This window comes from Pedobacter rhizosphaerae (assembly GCF_900111155.1).
Classification (GTDB): Bacteria; Bacteroidota; Bacteroidia; order Sphingobacteriales; family Sphingobacteriaceae; genus Pedobacter; species Pedobacter rhizosphaerae.
Genome location: NZ_FOGG01000007.1, coordinates 164,536 through 187,052, shown reverse-complemented (window position 1 = coordinate 187,052; position 22,517 = coordinate 164,536). Strand labels below are relative to the sequence as shown.

The window sequence follows — 22,517 nt, the reverse complement described above, 5'->3', positions numbered from 1 at the left end:
AATGAACAATTTAGTACCTTTGCAGATAGATGCTTACTATTCATTTCAAAAAGTCTTTTCTTTCTATTGCCTGCCTGTTACTCGCTTGGTTGCCAATATCGGCACAGCAAGTGGTATCTATGCAGGATACCGTTGCTCAACACATCTTTACCTTTAAAGAAATTGAAGTAATTGAGGATTCTACCGGAAAATTCTCTTTCGACGATATTAAAAGCGAGGCTTTCGACAGTAAGTTTAAAGCCAGCAGCAGCAGTACGCCTCAAACTAAAAAAATAAATCAGACCTACTGGTTCCGAATTAAGATTAAGCACAATGATTTGTTGCAAAAATCATTTCTATTGGAATTTTTCGATCAAACCATCGATCACATTACAGCTTACATCCCTCAGCCTAACAATACCTATAAAGTAGAGCATCTGGGCGATGCAAATGCGTTCGATAAGCGGCTAATCCATCATAAAAACTTCGAAATCCCTTTACAAAATGAAGGGAATTCCGTTCAAACATATTACTTCAAAATACAATCCTCCCAGATATCGGATATTATTATCGTGCTTAGATCTGCCGAATGGTTCATTTCCTACGCATTGGATGAATACTTTTACTTTGGCATTTTCTATGGGATGATTCTGGTCTTCAGTTTCTACAACCTGATTATGTTTGTGGCCATACGGCAAAAACAATACCTGTATTACGTACTGTATAATTTAAGTGTGGGCTTTTTTGAAATGAGTACAGATGGTATAGCCTATCAATACTTATGGCCAAATGCAACCGCCTGGAATCAGGTATCATATGCTTTTGCCTTGTGTGCAACGAGTATCTTTGCCCTCCTATTTACCAGAGAACTTCTATTTGTAAAAGCAAAAGCCCCAAAGCTTAACAAGCTGATTTTATGGGTAATTGCGGGTAGAATTATTTTTTTTCTGTATTGCTATTTATTTGACCAACAACTCTTTAGTTATAAATTTCTGGAAGCCATCCCGCTTTCTGTGGCTTTCTTTACCGGAATCTACATTTACAGAAATGGTTACCAGCCAGCTCGTTTTTTTGTATTGGGTTATAGCTTTTTATTTGCGGGATTTTGCCTTAAATTCCTGATCATGCTGGGAATATCGTGGTTAAATTTTGGTGTGGTGAGTTATTACAGCCTAAGTTTTTGCTTTATTCTTGAAATGGTCTTCCTTTCTTTTGCCATTGGTGATAAAGTGCGCATACTGAAGCTTAAAAAAGATAAAGCGCAGCAAAAAATCATCCGCCAGATGGCTGTTAATGCGAAGTTAAAGGATACGCTAAACCAGGAATTGGAAAGTAAGGTGGAGGAACGTACGAGAGAGGTTTACCATAAATCGCTTATTATTGAGAGTAAAAATCAATCACTCGAAGAAGCAAATGCCTTACTACAACAGCAGGCAGAGGAAATTTCGCGGATGAATGTGCTTTTAGAGCAAGATAATGAAGAGCTTCAAACCAGTGTAGAGAAAGTAACCCGCGACCGGGTAATGAATACCGATGTGGATTTTGAAGAGTTCAGTAAGATTTATCCCGATAAGGAAAGCTGCTATGAGTTTCTATCGCAGCTAAAATGGGCCAATGGCTACCATTGCCGTAAGTGTAACAACGATCATTTCTTTAATGGTCATATCCTGCACAGCCGGAGGTGCAGTAAATGTGGATATGAAGAATCGGTAACCACTTATACTGTTTTTCACAATACCCGCATACCAATCAATAAGGCTTTCTATATGATTTTTCTGATTTACTCTACTAAAGGAAAAATATCTTCTCATAAGCTTTCAGAATTGCTTTCTATCAGACAAAGTACGTGCTGGACATTTGGCAGCAGAATTAAAAAAGTGATGGAGGAAAGGAAAAAAACACTGAAGAAAAACTCTAAAAATGGCTGGAGCCAACTGGTAATTGAGTAAAACCTGGCCATTGAAGCAGAAAAAAGCATGTTTTTAACGCATGAAAGCCTAGGGTACTTAACCGTATCAAAATGCTGCTACTACACTCAGTAAACTATGCAGTTAAACCCTGATTATCAGGCCTTAGCAGCTTATTTATACAATGGTATTAAAGCGTATTAAAAACAACACAAAAACCTTATTATCAATAAGTTACGAATTATTTTTTACCTAAAAAACTTGCTTTTAACACTAATTCAGCGTTAACTTTACATCATAATATTTAACAAGAGCAAAAATTATGAGAAAAAAGTTTACTTTGCTTATGGTGAGTTTCTTATGCTACATCTCCTTGAGTGTGGCTCAGAATATTACCATAAAGGGACAGGTGAAAGATCAACAAGGTCTGCCCCTGCCGGGCGTTTCTGTAAAAGTAAAAGGTACTAACCAAGGTGCTTCTACTGCCGACAACGGAACTTACAGTTTAAGTGCGCCACAAAATGCTACATTAGAATTCAGTTTTATCGGCTACAAAACAATTGAAGAAGCTATTGGTGGCCGCACGACTATCAATGTTAGCCTATCAGACGATAACCAGCAGCTTAATGAAGTAGTGGTAATTGGATATGGTACCACGACTAAAAAAGATCTAACCACTGCTGTAGTTTCCGTTTCTGCTAAAGATTTGGAAAATCAGCCTATCACTAACCCATTGCAGGCTGTTCAGGGCCGTGCGGCTGGGGTTCAGGTAAGTTCACAATCAGGTAAGCCGGGAGCAGGCATTTCCATCAGCATTAGGGGTAATACCTCCATTACTGCTTCAAACAGCCCGCTTTATGTAATTGATGGGGTAACTTCCAGAGATGCCAGTTTCCTAAACGCTAATGATATCGAATCGATGACCATATTGAAAGATGCTTCTGCAGCGGCGATTTATGGTTCTAGTGGTGCAAATGGTGTAGTATTAATCACGACTAAAAAAGGATCTGCCGATAAACTAAAAGTGGCATTTAATGCATTTACGGGCTTTTCAAATCTCTGGCAAACACAAGATGTGCTCAATAGTGAGCAATATATTGCCTTGATGAAAGAATTGGGATACACGACCTTTGGCGGTAACTATAATACAGATTGGCAAAAAGAAACCTTTGGAACCGGTACACAAAATCAATACCAGGCTTCTATATCTGGAGGTGTTAAAGGTGGTCAGTACTACTTTTCTACCGGTTATCAGCAAGATAAAGGGGTAGTTTCTCCTGCCAGACTGGACCGCATTACGGCGAACTTCAATGGATCACAAAATATCACACCCTGGTTAAAATTAACAGGAAATGCAGTTTTAACTTCCAGTAATTCTATTGATGTTGGTGACAACAGCAGTGTTTCTCGTGGAGGTGTAATTTTGGGCGCTTTAACCACTCCTCCAACCATTGGTATTTTTGAACCTAACGGGCAATATACCACTATCCCTAATGCGGGTGGATGGGATAATCCACTGGCGCTAGCTTATGGATCGGACAACAGAACCCGTAATTTCAGATTTATTGGTGCCTTTGGTGCACAGGTAAACTTCACTAAAGATTTATTTCTTAAGTCGACAATCAGTACCAATAACAACAAAAGGTTCTACCGTTACTTTACCGACAACTTTTTAACAACCTATGGCCGTCAGGAAAGAGGTGTTTATCGCGATAACACCACCAATGAGCAGGTTTGGCTGAATGAGAATATCTTAAACTACACCAAAAACGTGGGTAAAAACGCTTTCACTGCAACGGGTGGCTATACCATTCAGTCGTCTGATTGGAAATATAACAACAACGAGCAGACGCGTTTCTATGATACATCAGGAAATCCTATTGCTCCCTCTATTGCCTTAACCATACCGCAAAGGGCGCAATGGTCCAAGCAATCTTATCTTGCCCGTATCACTTATGCTTATGATAGCAAGTACTTGTTCAGCTCGAACTTTAGAGCAGATGGTTCGTCGAGATTTGCAAAAGAAAACCGTTTCGGTTACTTTCCTTCATTCTCTGCCGGATGGAGAATTTCTGGAGAGAACTTTATGAAAGACAGTAAAACCATCAACGATTTGAAACTTCGCGGAAGTTGGGGTAAGGTTGGTAACGATGAGGGTATTGGAGATTATGCCTATTTAAAGCTTTACAGCGTGAATGCACAAGGCGAGTACAATCTTCAAAATCCTGCAAACGACAAACTTTCATGGGAAAAAACCACTCAAACCAACATTGGTTTAGACCTAAGCATGTTTAACAGCCGCATTACATTCACTGCTGATGCTTACCTGAAGAAAACAAATGATTTGCTGATCAATGTTCAATTGCCACCTTCATCAGGTTTTGCCAGCCAGGCTTATAATGTTGGTGCCATGGAAAACAAAGGTTTGGAGTTTGTTTTATCGACAAAAAACTTTGATCGTGAGAAATTCAAATGGAGTACCGATTTAAACTTTTCGCTTAACCGCAATAAAGTAACCGATTTGGGTACCACTACTCAATCTTTAGATTTCGCAGGTATTTATGAAAGAGATGCGGCCGTACGCATTGTAACAGGAAGACCATTGGGAAGTTTCTATGGTTATGTGTTTACAGGTGTTAATCCGGCAAATGGTGCAGCTACCTATGCAGATATTAATGGAAATGGTGTTACTGGCTCTGCAGATCCTGGTGATAGAACATTCATTGGAAATGCCCAACCAAAATTTATTTATGGTGTAACCAATAACTTAACCTGGGGCAACTGGGGTCTGAATATTTTCTTCCAGGGCGTACAAGGTAATCAATTGTTTAATGCATCAAGAATTGATTTAGAAGGCATGTTTGATTCGAAAAATCAATCGGCAGCAGTATTGGATCGTTGGACTACTCCAGGTCAGTTAACCACCATCCCTAAAGCACTTAAGAGCAGTTCCGAAAATTCGTTAACCTCTAGCCGCTTTGTGGAAGATGCTTCTTATCTGCGTTTAAAAACAACCACTTTATCCTACAGTTTCAGCCCTTCTGCGCTTGAAAAGCTGAAAATAAGCAAATTAACAGTTTTTGCTACAGGTTATAACCTGTTAACCTTCACTAAATATTCGGGCTTAGATCCTGAGGTGAATGTGAATGATGCCAATGGGCCGTCGATGGGTGTTGATTATGGTACCTATCCACAATCCAGAAGCTTTTTATTTGGTATCAATGTTGGATTTTAAGAATTAAGAAAATGAAACTAAAAATATATTCGTTAGTCGCAGCCGCAGCATTGACCATTACTTTGCAGAGCGGATGTAAGAAAGATTTCCTGGACAAGCAGCCCTTTAACCAGGTTACCGGTGATGTAGCGTTTACCACGGCTGCTGGTGCAGAAAAATTAATGGCTGGAGTTTATGGTGGCATGTACAATGATTACCACATCTGGGATTATATGATTAACGGTGATGTTACCGCCGATAATGCCTATGCTGGTGGAGATAACCCGGCTAATATCCAGATTGATCTTTTTACCACCAACTCTACCAATGGTAACGTTGGTCGCGATTGGAGCGGTCTTTATGCCAACATTAAAAATGCCAATGAGGTATTAGAAAATGTTCCCAATATTCAGGATCCGACTCTTGATGCTAATAGCAGAAGAAACCAGATTTTGGGTGAAGCCTCTGCTTTAAGGGCCTATTTCTACTTTCATCTGGTAAGATTATGGGGAGGTGTTCCTTTGGTGTTAAAATCGCCTACCAGCCTGGAAGAGATGCAAAAGCCCCGTTCAACCGTGGATGAGGTATATGCACAAATTATCAAAGATTTAGAATCTGCCTTACCAAATGTTCGCGCAACCGCAGCAAACAAAGGGATCATCACCAAAGGAATTGTAAATGCATTATTGGCCAAAGTATATGCTTCCAAACCTAACCCAGATTGGGCTAAAGTGCAGCAATATGCAGATGCAACCATTTCAGGCGGTTACAGTTTAATGGGATCTTTTGATCAGTTATTTGATGGCAATCATAAAAATAACAGCGAGGCCATCTGGGAAATGCAGTATGATGGTTGGGGCGGACCTAATGGCCGTGGTAACTGGATGCCAAGCGTTATTGTGGGGACTGGCTGGAAGCGTTTCTGCACCCCTACAAACGACTTAGTAGCCGCATATGATGCTGAAGGCGATGTGATCCGTAAAAACGCCAGCGTGACCTTTAATAACGCCAGCAGCGAAGGATGGTCTGATGACTACTGGACGAAATCCAGTTATCCATACATTAACAAATATCGTAAAGATGATGTGAGCGATTCTTATTTTATCCGCTTAGCAGATATTATCCTGTTAAAGGCAGAGGCTTTGAACGAGCAGAGTGCAAGTGGATGGTCTACAGCCAAGCCATTGGTTGATCAGATCAGGGGCCGTGTAAATTTAGGCGGCACCCCAGCTACAGATCAGGCCAGTATGCGCTTAGCTATCGAAAAAGAGCGCCGTTTAGAGCTGGCTTTTGAAGGACACAGGTGGTTTGATTTGTTAAGGACAAACCGTGCAGTAGCGGTAATGAATGCGCAAAAAGATGGAAAAGGTAATTCGCTAAACTATAATGTAACCAGTGCGAAATTGTTATTTCCTATTCCGCAGGCAGAATTGGACAGAAACCCTAACATTCGTTAGCCATATATTAAGGGGCAGGCTTAGTTTGCCCCTTATTTAAAAAACAGATCCAATTGGATTGATCATTAATCAACCATATTCGGGAAATTAAGTTTCTGCGAATGCAATCCCCTACCCTTTCATGAAAGCAATTTATAGTATCTGCATGGCTACAAGTATTTTGTTTGCCGCTTGTGCATGTCAAAAAACAAAGAAAAACGAAACTGGCACATCTACAACCTCAGCGCCAGTTAAAACAGATGTAAATGTTTGGTTAACCAAAGGAGATCAAACAGCACTTCTTCAAAAACAAAATATTGCGTTAAACTTTACTCAGGAAAGCAATAGCAATCCTACCATTGAAGTAGATCCCAATACTACCTTTCAAACCATGGATGGCTTTGGCTATACCTTAACCGGGGGCAGTGCAAGCTTAATTAATGCTTTGCCTGCTGCTGAAAAAGATAAACTGATCAATGAATTATTCGGGTCGGCAGAACATGCCATTGGCATTAATTACCTCCGGATCAGTATTGGTGCTTCTGATTTAAGTGCTACGCCTTTTACCTATAATGATCTGGCTCCAGGCCAAACGGATGTAAATCTTGAAAAATTCTCCATTGCCAAAGAACAAGAGGATTTAATACCAGTATTAAAGAAAATTGTTGCGATTAATCCAAAGATCAAAATTCTAGGCTCACCATGGACCGCTCCTACCTGGATGAAGACCAACGGCAGTTTTATTGGTGGAAGCCTAAAACCAGAGTATTATCAGGCCTATGCTAACTATTTAGTAAAATACATCAAAGCCATGAAGGCTGAAGGCATTATTATCGATGCCATTACGCCACAGAATGAGCCATTACATCCCGGAAACAATCCAAGTATGTATATGGAAGCATTAGATCAGGCTAATTTTATTAAAACGGCTCTAGGGCCTGTTTTCGAGAAAGCTGGCATATCAACCAAAATTATAGTATACGATCACAATGCAGATAAGCCAGAATACCCGATTACTATTCTCAACGATCCGGAAGCTAAAAAGTACGTTGATGGATCAGCATTTCATCTCTATGCTGGAAGTATCACTGCACTGAGCAAAGTTCATGATGCCCATCCAGATAAGAACCTGTATTTTACCGAGCAATGGGTAGGCGGACCAAGTAATTTTGCTGAAGACCTTAAATGGCACGTATCAACGCTTCTGATTGGTGCACCAAGAAATTGGAGCAAAAATGTATTGGAATGGAATCTGGCTGCAGATCCCAATTATAATCCCCACACCGATAAAGGTGGTTGTACATCATGCCTGGGTGCCATTACCATTGCACCGGCCGTTAGCAGAAATGTAGCATATTATGTAATTGCACATGCCTCAAAATTTGTGAAAACAGGGTCTGTTAGGATAGCTTCAAACATCACAGATAACCTGCAGAATGTGGCCTATAAAACGCCAGATGGGAAAATAGTATTGATTGTATGCAACGGCAACAACAGTAATACCATCTTCAATATCAAGTACAAAGGAAAAATGGTTACCAGCAGCCTGGAAAAAGGTGCGGTTGCAACCTTTGTATGGTAAAAATCTCGTTTAATTGTTAAGTCAGCCTCGCTTTGCGGGGCTTTCTTTTTGGGTTAAACTTTTTAATGGTGGTTTTGTTTAATATAACATACCTAATCGTAAAATATGAAAAACTTAGTTTCCATTATCTCTGCTTGCTTATTGTTTATTACTGCATGCCAGAGTAATTCGGTTAAAGAAGCAAAATCTAAAATAGACTCTACCATTACCAGCGGTGAAACAAACAACACCTCTGCCAGTGAATGTTACCAATACCTTAAAAACAGAGATTCAGCATTTTTGACCTTAAAGATCGACGGCGATCAATTTACAGGCGCTTTGAGCTATAACCTATTCGAGAAAGATAAGAATGCAGGCAATATTGCAGGCATCGTTAAAGGAGATACCTTGATTGCCGAATATACCTTTCAATCGGAAGGCAGTTCTTCTACCCGCCAGGTTGCCTGGTTAAAACAGGGAGACAGACTTCAGGAAGGTTTTGGAGATGTTGAGGAAGTAGATGGTAAAACCAGATTCAAAAATACCAGTACCTTAAAATTTGGCGAGGCCCTGGTATTCTCAAAAACATCCTGTAAATAGTGTGGTTGACTTAACAATTTTCAAAGCGTTCCCAAAAACCGTCTACTGGAAGTTTGGCAAAGATATTTACGGGTTCCTTTTTTACCGGGTGGGTAAATTGTAAACGGCGTGCATGTAAACAGATGCTTCCTTTTTTACTTCCCCGAGGGTAGCCATATTTATTATCCCCTACAATTGGACAGCCCATAGATGACAGTTGCACCCTGATCTGATGTGAACGACCGGTTAAAGGATCTACTTCCAAAAGGAAAAACTCTCCTACCTGAGCAATTAAACGGTATGAAAGTTCGGCCCTTTGGCTGTTCGGCACCTCCGTTTTATAGTGGGTAACTACATTCTTTTTGGGATTTTTAATGAGCCAGTGCACGAGTTTACCCTCCGGGTTTTCAGGTCTGTTCTTTACAACGGCCCAATAGGTTTTTTTCACCTCTCTGTTTTTGAAAGCGGCATTCATCCTTTCTAGCGCCTTACTGGTTTTGGCAAATAAGATTACCCCGCTTACCGGACGGTCCAACCGGTGTACGACACCCAAAAAAGCTCCATTAGGTTTGTTATATTTTTGGGCAAGATATTTTTTGATCTGCTCATCCAAAGGCTCATCCCCGGTTTCATCAACCTGTACAATGTCGCCAGCTCTTTTGTTAATGGCAATGAGGTGATTATCTTCAACTAAAATATCTCTATCGGTAATAGGCATTATTGTTCTTAATTTTTATGGCGTTCTTTCTGATCCTTATTTATTCTATCCCATGCTTCCCTGGTAATGGTGATGAGATCATTTTTACCAAAATCCCATATGCAAACATATTTAGGAGTGAGAACGTAATGTTGTTTCCAGTTTGCAAATTTACCATATAACATCAATGTGCAAATATCTGTAGCGGTAATCAGCTCACCCGTTTGCGCCAAATGGCTATGAGCAGTTATGGGTGGCTCATCTTTCTTACCATAAGCGATGGGGATCATATTTCTATGGATTTTTCGCTTCTCTATTATTTTATTGTCCTTATCGAATGTAATCAGGTAGTCATTACCGAGTATTACAAATCCATTCTCGCGTGGCCCGGATAAAATATAAACTTTTCTTTGTCCATCGATTATTAATGGAACCAAATTTAAGTTTATATTTTTAGCGACCTTAAATATGGTATCTGTATTCACTTCATGGAGCGCAGCCTTTCTAATGGAATAAAGATCCGCTTCATTTTTATCAAATACTCTTTCGCTACCATCAGCCAAGGCCTGTTGAACATTATAAGTACTATCAAATTTTATGGTTGCGATTACTTTTGGTTCCTCTCCCTTCGAAAAGAATACACATTTATATTGCGCACCTTCAGCATAAGATAAATATCCCCCAATATTGGCAGATTTCTCCTTAAATTTCTCCATGAACACATCAGTTCCATACCAGGAGGCCATTTCAGATCGGTAGAGCAGTTTCCCCTCTTTAATGATGGCTGCCGATTGCTGATCCAAATTCTCCTGGCTAAATGCCTGGAAACAAAAACAAAAAAAAGCAATTATGAGAAGCGTTTTTTTCATAGATGATCTTAATATTGCTCTTTATCGTTAGGGAAATCCAATCCTTTCACATCGCGGATATAAGCTTGCGCAGCGCCGTAAATTTCTTCGTAGAGATTAACATACTGACGCAAGAAACGAGGCTTAAATCCTTTTGTTAAACCTATCATATCATTTACCACCAATACTTGTCCATCGCAATGCGGACCTGCACCAATACCAATAGTTGGAATGTTTAAGCTATCGGTAGCTTCTTTACCTAAAGCAGCAGGAATCTTTTCCAGAACAATAGCAAAGCAGCCAGCGGCCTGAAGGGCCAGGACATCCGATTTAAGTTTATTGGCTTCCTCTTCCTCTTTAGCCCTTACCGTGTAGGTTCCGAATTTATAGATAGATTGTGGTGTTAACCCTAAATGTCCCATTACCGGAATACCAGCAGTAATGATTCGTTGAACTGATTCTATAATTTCTTCTCCACCTTCTAATTTTACCCCATGAGCACCAGATTCCTTCATAATCCTGATGGCAGAATTTAAGGCCTCTTTAGAATTCCCCTGATAAGATCCGAAAGGTAAATCTACCACCACAAAAGCACGTTTTACCGCTCTGATTACAGATGCAGCATGATATATCATCTGATCTAAGGTGATGGGTAATGTTGTTTCATGGCCTGCCATAACATTAGAAGCAGAATCACCAACTAATAATACATCCAATCCGGCATCATCTAAGATGGTGGCCATGGAATAATCATAAGCGGTTAGCATGGATATTTTTTCACCACGTTGTTTCATTTCTTGCAAAATGTGCGTGGTAACGCGTTTTATTTCTTTGTGTACCGACATTATAATCTGTTTTGTGCCTCCAAAAGTATTGTTTTTTCTTTAAAAACGAGCCGAATGGCTTTAGCTAAAAGGCCAAAACCCTATTAATAAAAAGTCATTTTGTTTATTGATGCAGCATGGCTTCTGTTGGGGTTATTTGGCATAGCTATTTTTAATTTCAAATTTCATTTTACATTACCAATCTTAAACTCTATCTTTGTACCCCGAAATGGAAGGGATTAGTTCATCATTTTTTGCACCCTGCAAAAACGGCTTTAATGCCGAAAGTTACCCTTTTTTCAACTCTTTTTTAATCAAAAATCCATATTGTAATTACCATGACTAACTACACCAAGTTACCTGCGATTCTATTACTTGCTGATGGCACGGTTTTTTACGGCAAAGCGGCCGGAAAAATTGGCACCACTACAGGCGAAATCTGTTTTAATACAGGGATGACAGGTTACCAAGAGATTTTTACTGACCCAAGTTATTTTGGTCAAATTATGGTTACCACCAATTCGCACATTGGTAATTATGGTATCCATGCCGATGAGATTGAATCGGATTCGATAAAAATCGCTGGTTTGGTTTGTAAAAACTATAATATCGTTTACAGCCGTAAACAAGCAAAAGAATCTATCCAGGATTATTTCCAAAATGATAACCTGGTAGCCATCTCTGATATCGATACCCGTGCATTGGTACGTCACATCCGCGATAAGGGAGCGATGAATGCCATTATTTCTTCAGAAATTACAGATTTAGAAGAATTAAAACAAAAGCTTGCCGAAGTTCCTTCAATGGAAGGTTTAGAGCTTTCATCAAAAGTAAGCACCAAGGAGCCTTACTTCTATGGAAACCCTAATGCAAGCTTAAAAGTTGCTGCTTTAGATTTGGGTATTAAGAAAAACATTTTACGCAACTTCGAAGCCAGAGACATTTATGTTCAGGTTTTCCCTGCGAAAACGACTTTTGCTGAAATGGAAAAATTCAATCCTGATGGTTACTTCATTTCTAACGGCCCTGGCGACCCTTCGGTAATGCCTTATGCAGTAGAAACGATCAAAACCATTTTAGCAGCAGACAAGCCTTTATTTGGTATTTGCTTAGGCCACCAGTTATTGGCAGAATCTAACGGTATTGGCACCATGAAAATGTTTAACGGTCACCGTGGATTAAACCACCCTGTTAAAAATATCATTAAAGATCACTGCGAAGTGACTTCACAAAACCACGGTTTTGGTGTTGTTCCAGATGAAGTTAGAAATTCTGATAAAGTAGAAATTACACACGTTAACCTAAATGATAAATCTATTGAAGGTATCCGTGTAAAAGGTAAAAAAGCATTCTCTGTTCAATATCACCCAGAATCTTCACCTGGCCCACATGATTCACGTTATCTTTTTGATGACTTCGTTGATGTAATGACAGGTAAATTAGTTTGGTAATCCTGAGCTGAAGCCTAACATAAATAATAAAATCTGCGGATCTACAGCAAAACTCAGGCTGTTGATTCGCAGATTTTGTTTAAGCCCTACCTCAGCTATTAAAAGATCATTTAACCGACATTTTCTATTCATTCTGACCAAATTCATTCTCTATTCATATTAAGCTTCTTACATTCGCAACATGGAAACAAGAAAAGCCATTATCAGTGTTAACAATCTGGTAAAAAATTACGATGACTTTAAAGCAGTTCAAGGTTTAACCTTTGATGTTTATGAACATGAGATTTTTGGCCTTTTGGGGCCAAATGGTGCCGGAAAAACCACTACGCTGGAAATTATAGAAACCCTAAGAGAGAAAACCTCTGGCGAGATTACCGTTGATGGCCTTTCAATTGACAAGCAGGCACAGGAAATTAAGCAGATTATAGGCGTTCAGCTTCAGGCGGCCGGTTATTACCCTAACCTTAACCTTATTGAACTGATAGAGCTCTTTGCCGGCCTTTATGGCGCAGACATTAAGCCCATGGCGATGCTTGAAAAAGTTAACCTGCAAGATAAAGCAAAAGCGAAATACAAGGCGCTTTCTGGTGGACAAAAACAGCGCTTTTCTATTGCCACGACCTTGATCAACCAACCCAAAATTATATTTTTAGATGAGCCTACTACCGGACTCGACCCTCAGGCCCGGAGAAACCTTTGGGATTTGATTAAGGAGATCAGAAACAATGGCACTACTGTGGTTATTACTACCCATTATATGGATGAGGCAGAACAGCTTTGTGATCGGGTAGCTTTTGTAGAGCGCGGCCGGATTATCGCTTTAGACACGCCTGATAATTTGATCGACAATCTGGTTAACAGTGGCTTCGAGCGTAAAAAAGAAGTTAAAAAAGCTAATCTTGAAGACGTATTTATTAACCTGACAGGGCAGGAATGGCGAGAATAATACATCTAACAACTACCCAAATAGAAAAATTTAAATCATAACCAGGCAAGACATATGCAAAATGATACCAAATCTGCGAAGGGAAATCCGGAGACAGTAAACTTTAGCAATACCAAAGCGACCTTGGCCTTGGCGAAAGCCAGCTTCCGCTCCATTATGCGGAGTCCATCTGCTGTAATTTTCACCCTTGCATTTCCACTTATATTCATCCTGGTATTTGGATTTTTAGGTGGTGGCGGAACGCATATCGATGTGGGTATAGCGCCAGGGTCAGACATGAGCAATCCGGTGATCGGCATGCTGGAGCAAACCAGGATGATTCGGCTAAAAAAAGAAAAATCTAAAGTTGAATTTGACAAGCTACTGGAAAAAGGCAATATCGACGCCATGATTGATGTACAGCGAAAGGTAAATTCGCAGGCCTATTCGGTGAAGGTGGTTTACACTTCTGCCTCTATGGATAAAGGTAATATTTTGAGATCTGTACTCAATAACCTCTTTTACGACAAATCACTCAAACCTACAGTTGCAGAGATTAAAGAAAGCACCGTAGAAGGAAGGGAATATAAAACGATAGATTTTATACTTCCGGGTCAGCTAGGCTTCTCCTTATTAAGCACCGGTGTATTTGGTACTGCCTTTGTGTTTTTAAGTCTGCGCCAAACCCTGGTAATCAAACGTTTCTTTGCCACTCCTGTAAAGCGTTCAAGCATTGTAATTGGAGAGGCTATTGCCAGAATTGGCTTTGCCTTGATAGGAGCTTTATTTATTATTGTTTTGGGTCATTTCTTTTTTGGTTTTACACTCGTTCACGGTGTGCTTACGGTCGTCAATATGCTTATACTGGCCACCCTAGGCGTAATCGTATTTATGGGTTTTGGATTTATTATATCAGGTATCGCAAAAAGCGAGAGCATGGTGCCGCCAATTTCTAATATCGTTACACTTCCGCAATTCTTATTATCGGGTACATTTTTTAGTATTGAAGCTTTTCCGAACTGGCTGCAACCCATTAGCAGGGCTTTACCGCTTACCTATTTAAATGATGCCATGCGTAAAGTCGCTTTTGAAGGCTTAGGCTTATGGGACGTTAAACAGCAGATATTGATTCTTATTTTGTGGGGTATTGGTATTTATGCCGTAGCCGTTAAGGTTTTTAAATGGGAATAAGTCTCCTTTGAAAAAATCGGATAAATGATCATCCGATTTTTTTTGCGATTAATTTTTTAATATCGGTAAATTTAATTTTTAAGCCAAAACGACATTAGTAACTTCGGGGATGTGGGAATTTGAGTTAAACAACCTGGAAGAATTTCAACCTCAAATACAAAGGTTAAGTGAAAAAAAAGCAAAGCTTGACGGCTCAAGGCCTTTACCTTCCAGCGCCCTAAATCGAATTAAAACAGATTTAAGCTTAGAATGGACTTATAACTCGAATAGTATAGAAGGCAATACCTTAACTTTAAAAGAAACTCAAATGGTATTGCAGGAAGGCATTACTGTAAAGGGTAAATCTCTAAGAGAACACTTTGAAGTGTATAACCATGAAAAAGCAATTGACTACCTCTACACCTTAGTTAAAGAAAGCTATATCCTTAGAAGCATTGATATCTTATCGCTACATGGCTATATATTAAGAAGTATAGAAGATGAATATGCAGGTAGATTGAGAAATGGAGGAGTGCGTATTGTTGGTGCTAACTTTACCCCGCCTAATGCAAAAAAAGTTTCGCATTTATTAGATGAATTAATTGAGTTTGTAAATGATAATCCATTAGGCTTAAATGATATTTTACTTGCTACCATTTTCCATCACAAATTAGTTTGGATACATCCATTTTTTGACGGGAACGGCAGAACTGTTCGCCTTGCGATGAACTTACTCCTGATGCGGAAAGGCTTACCTCCTGCTATTATACTCAAAAATGACACAAAGAAATATTACGAGGCTTTAAATCAAGCGAATAACGGCAATTACAGCAAGCTTTACCTCCTAATGATTCAGGCCACGGAGCGTTCATTAAACATCTATATTAATGCACTACCTGGCCACAGTTATGAAGATTATGAGCCTATCTCCTTTATCGTTTCGGAGCCAGATGTACCCTATGGTCAAGAATATGTTAGTTTATTAGCCAGACAGGGCAAAATAGATGCTTATAAGGAAGGCAAAGATTGGCTAACAACTAAAACCGCAGTTAAAGATTATATCCAAAACAGAAAACGGAAACGTTAACCTTTTTTAACTTTTAATTTCTGGATTTTGGGATACTTTTACCCCAAAATAAAAATGAAATACACAGCGATACTTTTACTCTTTATTGCCATGCATGCACAAGGGCAATATAAGTTTTTAGACAATACCAGCTCAAACCAATACGAAGCAAAAATATTTGTGGCGAATTGTGAAAACGGTCTCTGCGGGGGGAAGGGTATCATTATTCTTTACGATAAAATTTCGGGAGCAGAACTCCAGACTTTCAACTCGCCTGATTTACAATTTTCCTTAACCGAAAAGCAAGACGCAAAACTGGGCTGGTTGCCTTTAGGAAAGTATCAAAGTCCGTTAATTTTTGGTGATTTCAACTTTGACGGCCATGAAGATATTGCCATCCGCAATGGAAGTAAAGGTGCCTATGATAGTCCTTCTTATAATATTTACACAGCACTATCCGTTACTAAATTTAATATCGACACCAGGCTCAGTGAACTAGCGAGCAATAATTTAGGTATGTTTGCTGTAGACAAAAAAAACCAAAGAATCTCTATCATGGAGAAGAGCGGATGCTGCTATCAAAAAACCATCAGCTACAAGCAGGACAGTAAAAAACAATGGTTTATTATCGAATCAGTAATCGAAGATTCAAGTATTGCCGATGAAGTTGTAGTTATTACTCAAAAACTGATCAACGGCAAAATGCAAAAAACTGTCGAAAAGTTTAAAACCAAGGATTACTACGAAAACTAAAGGTTTAGAGTGCTGCCTTAACCAAAAACGGAAGAATCTCCTTTTGGAAACTTACAAAGTTCTTACGTACATCAGAATCGCTTACCGAGGTAAATGCGAAAGAAAATACAATACTTTTGCTAGCCTTTAACAAGAACGCAAGTCCTTCCCTCCTTGCGGGATTATTTTTAAAGTTATCCAGTTCCAGGTAGGCTGCCAATAAAAGCGCTTCTAACTGATCTGAAAGGTGTTTCAGGAATTCTTGTGAGTTGGCATTCTCCCTAACAAAGTCCCATCCTATAAACTCATTACACGCGGTAAAAGACAAACGGCTGGTTTTCATTACCAGGGCCTTAAGGTATTCTTCTTCAGAAGAGTAGCTCACTTTGTTATGAAGGATTTCTTTTAGGTTCTGATCAAGATAATCCATCAGAATGCTATCTAAAACCTGCTCCTTACTTTCGAAATATTTATAAATAGTAGCTTTTGCTATGCGCGCTTTTTTGGCAATTTCGTTTACGCTGGTTTTATGATAACCATATTTTCTAAAGAGTTCTTTGGATGCTTTCTTTACGGTATCTTTAATTTTTTCGGCTTCCATTTTTTAATTCGTTACGCGTATCGTGTTGCCTGAAATGGCTACTGTATATTGTTTTAAGTATTTTTCTGCCGGGGCTTTCGCCGGACTTCCATCTTCCAGCAAAAATTTAGCTCCTGAACAGGGGTCTGTTACGGTGATATTAGAATCGTCAATATCTACCGCACATTTATTCTGAGGATTTACCGTGCTACATCTGTCGTAGGCCATATAACGACCTGTACCACTCCTATATAAGATCAATCCTGCTATTCCATATCCTTTTATCGCTATGGCTTTACCAGAACTTAATCCTGTTAAAGTTGGGTCGGTTAACAAGGTACTGTAATTAACTGGAATATCGGGAATATAATCTTCCTCCTTACCACATCCCGTAAATAAAACCAGTATGAAAAAGAGGGAAGCTAAATATTTCATCATTAGATTAATGCAGATTTATATTGCTTTAAGAAGCGAACATCATTCTCAGAGAACAGGCGAAGGTCTTTAATTACGAACTTCAGGTTGGCGATTCGTTCAATTCCCATTCCGAATGCAAAACCGCTATATTTTTTTGAATCAATACCACAGTTTTCCAACACATTAGGATCAACCATTCCGCAACCCAAAATTTCTACCCAACCACTGTGCTTACACAACTGGCATCCTGCTCCGTTACAGATTGTACAAGAAATATCCATTTCTGCTGAAGGCTCAGTGAAAGGGAAATAAGAAGGGCGGAAACGTACTTTTGTACCCTCACCATACAACTCTTGAACAAAGTAAAACAGGGTTTGCTTTAGATCGGCGAATGATACATTTTCATCTACATATAAACCTTCAATCTGGTGGAAGAAACAATGTGCCCTTGCAGAAATGGCTTCATTTCTATAAACCCTACCCGGCATAATTGCCCTGAAAGGCGGTTGCCCTTGTTCCATCATTCTCACCTGAACAGATGAAGTGTGTGTGCGCAATGCGATATCACCTTTTTCACCACCTTTTTTGATAAAGAAAGTATCCTGCATATCTCTTGCCGGATGTTCTTCCGGGAAGTTCAGAGCAGAGAAATTGTGCCAGTCATCTTCGATTTCCGGACCTTCTGCTACAGTAAAACCCAGCTTAGCAAAAATCTCAACGATTTCTCTACGCACAAGTGCTAAAGGGTGACGGGACCCCACCTCAAAGCCTTCTCCAGATAGTGTTAAGTCTAATCTTAAATTATCAGCTTTGGCATTTGTACTTTCGGTAGATTCCTTTAATGTTAGGTATTTTGATTCTGCTAGCTGCTTAAATTCATTTAAAACCTTACCTAAAGATTTTTTTTCTTCTATAGAAACAGACTTAAATTCATCAAAGATTTCTTTGATAACACCTTTACTGCCTAAGTACTTAATACGAAACTGCTCTAGTTCATCTGCTTTTTCAGTTACAAAAGCATTTATCTTTTCGGTATACTGGGTTATTTTATCTTGCAACATGGCTCCAAATATACGGCAAATTTTCTAAGATTTTTAATCCCAGGCGGTTCAAAACAACTGTTTACAATATCATTATAAAAGAAAATGAACTCATAGTGCATAAAAAAAGCCGCTCGATGGCGGCTTATGTATTTTGAATCGGATTTTAAATCACGCCAAGTTCTTTACCCACCTTGGTAAATGCTGCAATAGCTTTATCTAAATGGTGTTGTTCGTGACCTGCAGAAAGCTGAACCCTGATTCTTGCTTTTCCTTGCGGCACTACCGGATAGAAAAATCCAACCACATAAATACCTTCTTCTAACATTTTTGCGGCGAAGTTTTGAGCAATCTTGGCATCATAAAGCATTACAGGAACAATAGGGTGAAAACCAGGCTTAATATCGAAACCTGCCTCAGTCATTTTCTCACGGAAATATTTCGTGTTACTTTCTAATTTATCTCTTAGTGCCGTTGTTTCGCTTAACATATCCAAAACGGTAATGGATGCACCTGCGATAGAGGGAGCCAAAGTATTGGAGAATAAGTAAGGGCGTGAACGCTGACGCAACATATCAACAATTTCTTTTTTCCCGGAAGTAAAACCACCAGATGCACCACCCAATGCTTTTCCTAATGTTCCGGTAATGATATCTACACGATCCATTACGTTGAAATGTTCGTGCGTTCCACGGCCTGTTTTACCAATAAAACCAGAACAGTGAGATTCATCAATCATCACCAGGGCTTCATATTTATCAGCAAGATCGCAGATCTGATCCAATGGAGCAACAGATCCGTCCATAGAAAAAGCACCATCGGTAACAATAATTCTGTGTCTGCAATCTTTAGCAGCAATGAGTTGTTTTTCCAAATCCTCCATATCCGCATTTTTATAGCGAAAACGTTGAGCTTTGCAAAGCCTTACCCCATCAATAATAGAAGCATGGTTTAACTCATCCGAAATAATAGCGTCTTCAGCATTGAATAAGGGCTCAAAAACCCCACCATTTGCATCAAATGCCGCAGCATATAAAATAGTATCTTCAGTACCTAAAAAAGCAGAAATCTTGGCTTCCAGTTCCTTGTGTACATCTTGTGTTCCGCAAATAAAACGCACAGAAGACATTCCATAGCCATGGTCATCGATTGCCTTTTTCGCTGCCTCAATCACTTTTGGATGCGATGAAAGGCCCAAATAGTTATTTGCACAAAAATTAATCACATCAGCACCGCTGCTTACTTTAATGTCTGCTCCCTGCGGAGTTACAATAATACGTTCACGTTTGTAAAGGCCGGCACTTTCTATTTCCTCAAGTTCTTTCTGAAGAACAGGTTGTAGGGTTTTATACATTGTTTCTTATGGTTGATTTTGAACATCCCAAAGTTATAAAAAAACTGTTTAGTGTTACAAAATTGCCCTTTTTTAGCATTTATTAATAAACAAACGTTTGCCATTTTACAAAGCTGATTGAAATGTGGGCCAATTGTCATTTGATTTTGAGCTACCTTTTATTTTTTTATCAAATTAACAAACTTTAACACCCCATTATATGTATAGTGTGTAAACTTATTCGATATTTATAGTTCAGTAATCATCATCTATGAGAAGAATTTACGCCCTCCTTCTGCTTTGTGGCTTAGCAAACATGGCTTTTTCGCAGCAATTCACAATCTCAGGAACGGTGAAAGACAGTGAGGGAGAACCAGTACCTTTTGTCTCCGTTTACCTTAAAAACACCACTACAGGCACCTCTGCCAATGTAGAAGGCAAATATGTACTGAAGCTGAATGCGGGTGAACACATCATAAGTTTTAGGGCGGTAGGTTATAAACAGCAGGAACAAACCATTAGTTTAGATGAAAATAAACTCCTGAATATCACTTTAGCAGCCGAAAGCTATACGCTCGATAATGTTACGATTAGGGCTAACGCAGAAGATCCTGCTTATTCGATTATCCGCAATGCGATAAAAGAACGTAAAAAACACCAGCAGGAGATTAACGCCTTTAACTGCGATGTTTATATTAAGGGCGTGCAACGCTTAAAAGGGGCTCCAAAGAAGTTTTTTGGGCGTGATATCCAGAAGTTACTTGAACTGGATACCAACAGAAGGGGCATTATTTATCTTTCAGAATCTCAAAGTAAATTTAATTACCGCAGGCCAAATGATATCCGGGAGGAGATGATTTCTTCAAAAGTAGCTGGTCGAAACAATGCTTTTAGTTTTAACAAGGCCTCAGATTTAATTATTGATTTTTACGACAATTACCTGCTTGAGAACAAATTGAGTTCGAGGGGGTTTATTTCTCCCATTGCTGATAATGCATTATTTTACTACCGCTATAAATTATTAGGGGAGAGCAATGAGAATGGAGAAAAGGTTTATAAAATCCAGGTTATTCCCAGACGTGAGCACGACCCGGTATTCAGGGGCATTATTTATATCATGGATAACAGCTGGAGAATTTACAATACCGATGTTTATCTGACTAAAAGTGCAGGGATTAATTTCATAGACACACTTAACATCAATCAGCAGTTTACCAAAGTGGAGCAAAGCTATATGCCAACCAATATTAATTTTCAGTTTACTGGAAATGTGCTGGGATTTAAAATAGCGGGCTATTTCATTGGGGTTTACAGCAATTACGATCTCAATCCGAAGTTCCCGAAGAACTTTTTTAGTGGGGAGATCTTGAAAATCACCGAGATGGTGAATAAAAAGGATTCGGTGTACTGGAAAAATAACCGTCCTATCCCACTAACCCCTGATGAAAGGTTAAATTACATTAAGAAAGACAGTATAGCCAAGCTGAAGGAATCAAAAGTTTATCTGGATTCCCTGGAAAGAGAGAATAATAAATTTGGCATCGGGAAGCTAATTCTTCGCGGCTACAGCATCAATGATCGATACCACAAGGAATATGTTTCATTTGACCCTATCTTAACATCTGTTTTTTACAATACTGTTGAAGGATTCGCTATTAAATATGGTGTAACCTTTAGAAAGGAATTTGAGAACCGCAGATATTTCAGTGTGAGACCTGAGGCGCGGTACGGATTTGCAAATCAAAAATTAACAGGTAGCCTTACTGCAAATTACTATTACAATCCCTTGAAGAGAGCCAATATTGGCTTATCTTTCGGGAATGGAATTTTTGACCTGAACGATTTGGGTTCGATGACCTTACTTGGCAACTCCCTGAACTCCTTGCTATATGAGCGAAACTTTTCTAAATTCTATCAAAAAAGTTTTATCAGCATCAACACCACCCGAGAACTGGCTAATGGCTTGCAGGGCTACATAGGGATTGATTATGCCCGCAATAAATCATTGACCAATAGCACCGATTTTAAGTTTTTTGACGATAAAGAACTGGAATTCAGCAGCAATAACCCTTTTAGTCCGGCCACAGAAACGCCTTTATTTCCTATTTACAACTCCTTGAGTACAACGGCCAGTTTAACCTATACCATTGGACAGCGGTATATTACCAGACCAGACGGAAAATTTTATACAGAATCTAAATATCCCAGAATTACCCTACTTTATAAAAAAGGTTTAGACAAAATATTAAATAGTGATGTGGATTATGATTTTGTTAAGGCAGAAGTATTTCAGGACAGGATTAGCTTAGGGCTTTGGGGCTACACCTCATTTTTAGTGGGAGCCGGAAAATTCCTCAACAGTGATAAAATGTACTTTTTGGATTACAAGCACTTTGCAGGAAACATTTCGACCATTTTTCCTCCTAACCTTCGTAAGTTCCAGTTTCTGGATTTTTATCAGTTCAGCACGAACAAGAAGTATTTTGAGGCACATTTAGAGCATAACTTTTCAGGTTTCTTCACCAACAAAATTCCTTTGTTAAGAAAAGCTAAACTGGAAGAATTTATAGGTGGCGGATACCTTTCTACGCCTGATAAAAGAAATTACAAAGAATTTTATTTTGGCTTGCAGCGCTTAATCTTAAAAGTGGGTTATGGATTTGCCTATGATGGAAGTAAAAAGATTTCCCAGGGTTTCAGAATCAGTTATGGACTCTAGAATTAAAACTAATTTAACGTTAAAAAAACAAAAAAGAAT

General features: G+C 39.1%; 18 protein-coding genes. 11 read left to right on the top strand and 7 right to left on the bottom strand.

Going from position 1 to position 22,517, the window contains the following annotated elements:
* Nucleotides 1–29: 29 nt before the first annotated feature.
* The 5 genes from BMX11_RS07965 to BMX11_RS07945 all read left to right on the top strand — a co-directional run bounded on the left by BMX11_RS07965 (nt 30) and on the right by BMX11_RS07945 (nt 8,697).
* A complete protein-coding gene (locus BMX11_RS07965) occupies nt 30–1,928 on the top strand; it encodes a 7TM diverse intracellular signaling domain-containing protein (RefSeq protein ID WP_090883237.1) in 1,899 nt (632 codons plus the stop codon).
* 280 nt (nt 1,929–2,208) lie between these two features.
* Complete coding sequence (locus tag BMX11_RS07960) at nt 2,209–5,121, top strand: SusC/RagA family TonB-linked outer membrane protein (RefSeq protein WP_090883235.1); 2,913 nt, start codon at nt 2,209–2,211, stop codon at nt 5,119–5,121.
* An 11-nt stretch (nt 5,122–5,132) separates the two neighbouring features.
* Nucleotides 5,133–6,557, top strand: a complete 1,425-nt coding sequence (locus BMX11_RS07955) for a RagB/SusD family nutrient uptake outer membrane protein (protein ID WP_090883233.1) — start codon at nt 5,133–5,135, stop codon at nt 6,555–6,557.
* Between the two features lie 145 nt (nt 6,558–6,702).
* Nucleotides 6,703–8,118, top strand: a complete 1,416-nt coding sequence (locus tag BMX11_RS07950; protein WP_245738610.1) for a glycoside hydrolase family 30 protein — start codon at nt 6,703–6,705, stop codon at nt 8,116–8,118.
* 105 nt (nt 8,119–8,223) lie between these two features.
* On the top strand, nt 8,224–8,697 hold the full coding sequence (locus BMX11_RS07945; protein WP_245738609.1) for a hypothetical protein: 474 nt from the start codon (nt 8,224–8,226) through the stop codon (nt 8,695–8,697).
* A 10-nt stretch (nt 8,698–8,707) separates the two neighbouring features.
* Here BMX11_RS07945 and BMX11_RS07940 read toward each other — a convergent pair whose 3' ends face one another.
* Genes BMX11_RS07940 through panB form a run of 3 tightly spaced genes read right to left on the bottom strand, consistent with a single transcriptional unit; the run spans nt 8,708 to nt 11,066 of the window.
* Nucleotides 8,708–9,394: an RluA family pseudouridine synthase gene (locus BMX11_RS07940; RefSeq protein ID WP_090883229.1), complete on the bottom strand. Its 687-nt coding sequence runs from the start codon at nt 9,392–9,394 to the stop codon at nt 8,708–8,710.
* An 8-nt stretch (nt 9,395–9,402) separates the two neighbouring features.
* Entirely contained in the window at nt 9,403–10,242 is an 840-nt protein-coding gene (locus BMX11_RS07935; protein WP_090883226.1) for a hypothetical protein, read from the bottom strand.
* A gap of 8 nt (nt 10,243–10,250) precedes the next feature.
* The gene (gene panB, locus BMX11_RS07930; protein ID WP_090883224.1) at nt 10,251–11,066 is read right to left on the bottom strand and encodes a 3-methyl-2-oxobutanoate hydroxymethyltransferase; all 816 of its coding nucleotides are present in this window, start codon (nt 11,064–11,066) and stop codon (nt 10,251–10,253) included.
* Between the two features lie 317 nt (nt 11,067–11,383).
* Between panB and carA the strand changes: the two genes are divergently transcribed.
* The 5 genes from carA (at nt 11,384) to BMX11_RS07905 (ending at nt 16,410) form a co-directional block, all read left to right on the top strand.
* A complete protein-coding gene (gene carA, locus BMX11_RS07925) occupies nt 11,384–12,496 on the top strand; it encodes a glutamine-hydrolyzing carbamoyl-phosphate synthase small subunit (protein WP_090883222.1) in 1,113 nt (370 codons plus the stop codon).
* Between the two features lie 181 nt (nt 12,497–12,677).
* Nucleotides 12,678–13,442 carry an ABC transporter ATP-binding protein gene (locus tag BMX11_RS07920; protein ID WP_090883221.1) on the top strand — a complete coding sequence of 255 codons (765 nt, stop codon included), beginning with the start codon at nt 12,678–12,680 and terminating at the stop codon, nt 13,440–13,442.
* 54 nt (nt 13,443–13,496) lie between these two features.
* Nucleotides 13,497–14,612, top strand: a complete 1,116-nt coding sequence (locus BMX11_RS07915) for an ABC transporter permease (RefSeq protein ID WP_090883219.1) — start codon at nt 13,497–13,499, stop codon at nt 14,610–14,612.
* A 109-nt stretch (nt 14,613–14,721) separates the two neighbouring features.
* Nucleotides 14,722–15,678: a Fic family protein gene (locus BMX11_RS07910; protein WP_090883217.1), complete on the top strand. Its 957-nt coding sequence runs from the start codon at nt 14,722–14,724 to the stop codon at nt 15,676–15,678.
* Between the two features lie 54 nt (nt 15,679–15,732).
* Nucleotides 15,733–16,410 (top strand): XAC2610-related protein, encoded by a 678-nt coding sequence (locus BMX11_RS07905; RefSeq protein WP_090883215.1) that lies wholly within the window; start codon nt 15,733–15,735, stop codon nt 16,408–16,410.
* 4 nt (nt 16,411–16,414) lie between these two features.
* Here the strand turns inward: BMX11_RS07905 and BMX11_RS07900 are convergent, their stop codons facing one another.
* The 4 genes from BMX11_RS07900 to kbl all read right to left on the bottom strand — a co-directional run bounded on the left by BMX11_RS07900 (nt 16,415) and on the right by kbl (nt 19,780).
* Nucleotides 16,415–16,990 carry a TetR/AcrR family transcriptional regulator gene (locus BMX11_RS07900; protein ID WP_090883213.1) on the bottom strand — a complete coding sequence of 192 codons (576 nt, stop codon included), beginning with the start codon at nt 16,988–16,990 and terminating at the stop codon, nt 16,415–16,417.
* Between the two features lie 3 nt (nt 16,991–16,993).
* Nucleotides 16,994–17,407 carry a Rieske (2Fe-2S) protein gene (locus tag BMX11_RS07895; protein ID WP_090883211.1) on the bottom strand — a complete coding sequence of 138 codons (414 nt, stop codon included), beginning with the start codon at nt 17,405–17,407 and terminating at the stop codon, nt 16,994–16,996.
* Nucleotides 17,407–18,447, bottom strand: coding sequence for a phenylalanine--tRNA ligase subunit alpha (pheS, locus tag BMX11_RS07890; protein WP_090883209.1), 1,041 nt, complete (start codon nt 18,445–18,447; stop codon nt 17,407–17,409). Before pheS ends, BMX11_RS07895 begins: the two co-directional genes overlap by 1 nt.
* Before the next feature lie 145 nt (nt 18,448–18,592).
* Nucleotides 18,593–19,780 (bottom strand): glycine C-acetyltransferase, encoded by a 1,188-nt coding sequence (gene kbl / locus BMX11_RS07885; protein WP_090883207.1) that lies wholly within the window; start codon nt 19,778–19,780, stop codon nt 18,593–18,595.
* A gap of 250 nt (nt 19,781–20,030) precedes the next feature.
* Here kbl and BMX11_RS07880 point away from each other — a divergent pair, with 250 nt between their 5' ends.
* Complete coding sequence (locus BMX11_RS07880; RefSeq protein ID WP_090883205.1) at nt 20,031–22,478, top strand: DUF5686 and carboxypeptidase regulatory-like domain-containing protein; 2,448 nt, start codon at nt 20,031–20,033, stop codon at nt 22,476–22,478.
* The last annotated feature ends 39 nt before the right edge of the window (nt 22,479–22,517 follow it).

Coding starts and splice junctions, on each gene's coding strand:
- BMX11_RS07965 (WP_090883237.1), top strand. CDS start 30: ATGCTTACTATTCATTTCAAAAAGTCTTTTCTTTCTATTGCCTGCCTG.
- BMX11_RS07960 (WP_090883235.1), top strand. CDS start 2,209: ATGAGAAAAAAGTTTACTTTGCTTATGGTGAGTTTCTTATGCTACATC.
- BMX11_RS07955 (WP_090883233.1), top strand. CDS start 5,133: ATGAAACTAAAAATATATTCGTTAGTCGCAGCCGCAGCATTGACCATT.
- BMX11_RS07950 (WP_245738610.1), top strand. CDS start 6,703: ATGGCTACAAGTATTTTGTTTGCCGCTTGTGCATGTCAAAAAACAAAG.
- BMX11_RS07945 (WP_245738609.1), top strand. CDS start 8,224: ATGAAAAACTTAGTTTCCATTATCTCTGCTTGCTTATTGTTTATTACT.
- BMX11_RS07940 (WP_090883229.1), bottom strand. CDS start 9,394: ATGCCTATTACCGATAGAGATATTTTAGTTGAAGATAATCACCTCATT.
- BMX11_RS07935 (WP_090883226.1), bottom strand. CDS start 10,242: ATGAAAAAAACGCTTCTCATAATTGCTTTTTTTTGTTTTTGTTTCCAG.
- panB (WP_090883224.1), bottom strand. CDS start 11,066: ATGTCGGTACACAAAGAAATAAAACGCGTTACCACGCACATTTTGCAA.
- carA (WP_090883222.1), top strand. CDS start 11,384: ATGACTAACTACACCAAGTTACCTGCGATTCTATTACTTGCTGATGGC.
- BMX11_RS07920 (WP_090883221.1), top strand. CDS start 12,678: ATGGAAACAAGAAAAGCCATTATCAGTGTTAACAATCTGGTAAAAAAT.
- BMX11_RS07915 (WP_090883219.1), top strand. CDS start 13,497: ATGCAAAATGATACCAAATCTGCGAAGGGAAATCCGGAGACAGTAAAC.
- BMX11_RS07910 (WP_090883217.1), top strand. CDS start 14,722: ATGTGGGAATTTGAGTTAAACAACCTGGAAGAATTTCAACCTCAAATA.
- BMX11_RS07905 (WP_090883215.1), top strand. CDS start 15,733: ATGAAATACACAGCGATACTTTTACTCTTTATTGCCATGCATGCACAA.
- BMX11_RS07900 (WP_090883213.1), bottom strand. CDS start 16,990: ATGGAAGCCGAAAAAATTAAAGATACCGTAAAGAAAGCATCCAAAGAA.
- BMX11_RS07895 (WP_090883211.1), bottom strand. CDS start 17,407: ATGATGAAATATTTAGCTTCCCTCTTTTTCATACTGGTTTTATTTACG.
- pheS (WP_090883209.1), bottom strand. CDS start 18,447: ATGTTGCAAGATAAAATAACCCAGTATACCGAAAAGATAAATGCTTTT.
- kbl (WP_090883207.1), bottom strand. CDS start 19,780: ATGTATAAAACCCTACAACCTGTTCTTCAGAAAGAACTTGAGGAAATA.
- BMX11_RS07880 (WP_090883205.1), top strand. CDS start 20,031: ATGAGAAGAATTTACGCCCTCCTTCTGCTTTGTGGCTTAGCAAACATG.